Source organism: Paenibacillus sp. 01L418 (genome assembly GCF_056400045.1).
In genome coordinates this window covers 1-1,480 of record NZ_JBFTSN010000733.1, presented here as the reverse complement: position 1 = coordinate 1,480, position 1,480 = coordinate 1, and the positions used below count along the sequence as shown (strand labels likewise).

At 39.8% G+C, this 1,480-nt stretch carries 2 protein-coding genes and 1 riboswitch; both genes read left to right on the top strand.

The window, feature by feature from the left end:
* Positions 1–860 (top strand): MATE family efflux transporter (locus AC1DSE_RS35165; RefSeq protein WP_477529112.1); only part of this gene is annotated, 860 nt, incomplete at its 5' end.
* A 235-nt stretch (positions 861–1,095) separates the two neighbouring features.
* A riboswitch (cyclic di-AMP (ydaO/yuaA leader) is annotated at positions 1,096–1,230 on the top strand.
* A gap of 3 nt (positions 1,231–1,233) precedes the next feature.
* A partial coding sequence (locus AC1DSE_RS35160; protein ID WP_477529111.1) for a C40 family peptidase occupies positions 1,234–1,480 on the top strand: 247 nt, incomplete at its 3' end.

Below are 1,480 nucleotides of genomic sequence, written 5' to 3'. Positions count from 1 at the left end.
CATTGGGGATAAATGTACTGCATATTACTTTAAATTATCTGGTGCTGATGGAGCCCTTCGGCTTACCTAATTTAGGCGTAGAAGGAGTAGCAGCATCTACATGGATAACCCGTACCATAGGGATGATCGCTTATTTGATTTTATGTATTCGAAGCTTGGAGTATAAGGTTGGCTTGATTAGTCCATTTAAGTTTCAAAGAAAAAATATTGGCCTTATATTTAAACTAGGTATTCCTTCGGCAGGTGAGCATGTTTCTTATAATCTTTCACAGGTTGTAATCACATATCTAGTCACGCTGATCGGTACGGCAGCGTTAACGACAAAAATTTATTCGCAGAGCATAACTTCTTTTGTTTTTGTTTTTTCAATGGCAATAGGTCAAGGAACGCAAATTATTGTTGGACATCTGATTGGAGCCCATCAGAAGGATGATGCTTATCGATCCAGTATTCAAAGTTTGAAGCTGGCGTTCGTCATTTCGCTTGCGCTTGGTATTTGTATTTATAGCTTCTCAGGTCTATTGCTCAGCCTCTTTACTAATGATGCGGAAATTATAATGTTAGGCAAGCAGCTCATGTTGTTATCGATTATGCTGGAGCCGGCTCGGGCTTGCAACATGGTGCTTATCAGTTGTCTAAATGCGGCTGGAGATGTGAAATTTCCAGTTGCTGCCGGGTTAGTGTCCATGTGGGGGATTAGTGTGCCGCTGGCATACGTGTTCGGGATTGTGTTCGACATGGGGTTGGTAGGAATATGGCTGGCCTTTTCAATCGATGAATGGATAAGAGCATTACTGATGTTCTACAGATGGAGGAGACGTTCTTGGCAGAAGGTCGATATTTTGGCGAAACTTGCTTAACTAGAAAGAGTAACTGTATGAAAATATGGATACTCTTTTTTTGTGTTTAAACCGTTATATTTTGAAAATGTGCTTGGAAATTCATCTATTTTAATTACAAAAAAACCAGCACCTTTGACAAAAATCATGTTGTGAGCAGCTAAATAAATAATAATAATGAAGAAAAATGAAAGTATTCTAATAAACCAATTGCAGGATTATGGTAAAAAAAATCGAATTTAACGATACTATAAGGTTTATTGACATGCCGAGTTCTGTATATCGGAAACGGGGGAACCACCCAGGGTGAATTGCTTAATGTATGTTTTTAAGCATAGGGATCTTCAACCGAACCCATAAGCTAACCTCGTAGGCACCGAAGGGAGAAGTTGTTTTGAAGAAGGGTTTTATTTTATTGTTATCCTGCTTGCTGCTGCTTACTGGAGGAGGAAGCGTGCTTGCAGATAAGTCGGACAAGTCAGTGCTTACGGATTCCATAAGCGAGGTTGTTGGAACTCCTTATAAATGGGGAGGMACAACGAGCAAAGGGTTTGACTGCTCGGGTTTTATTCTACATATCTTTAATCAATTTGATGTAAAGCTGCCTAGAACATCGCAATCGCAATCAGACACAGGCACAG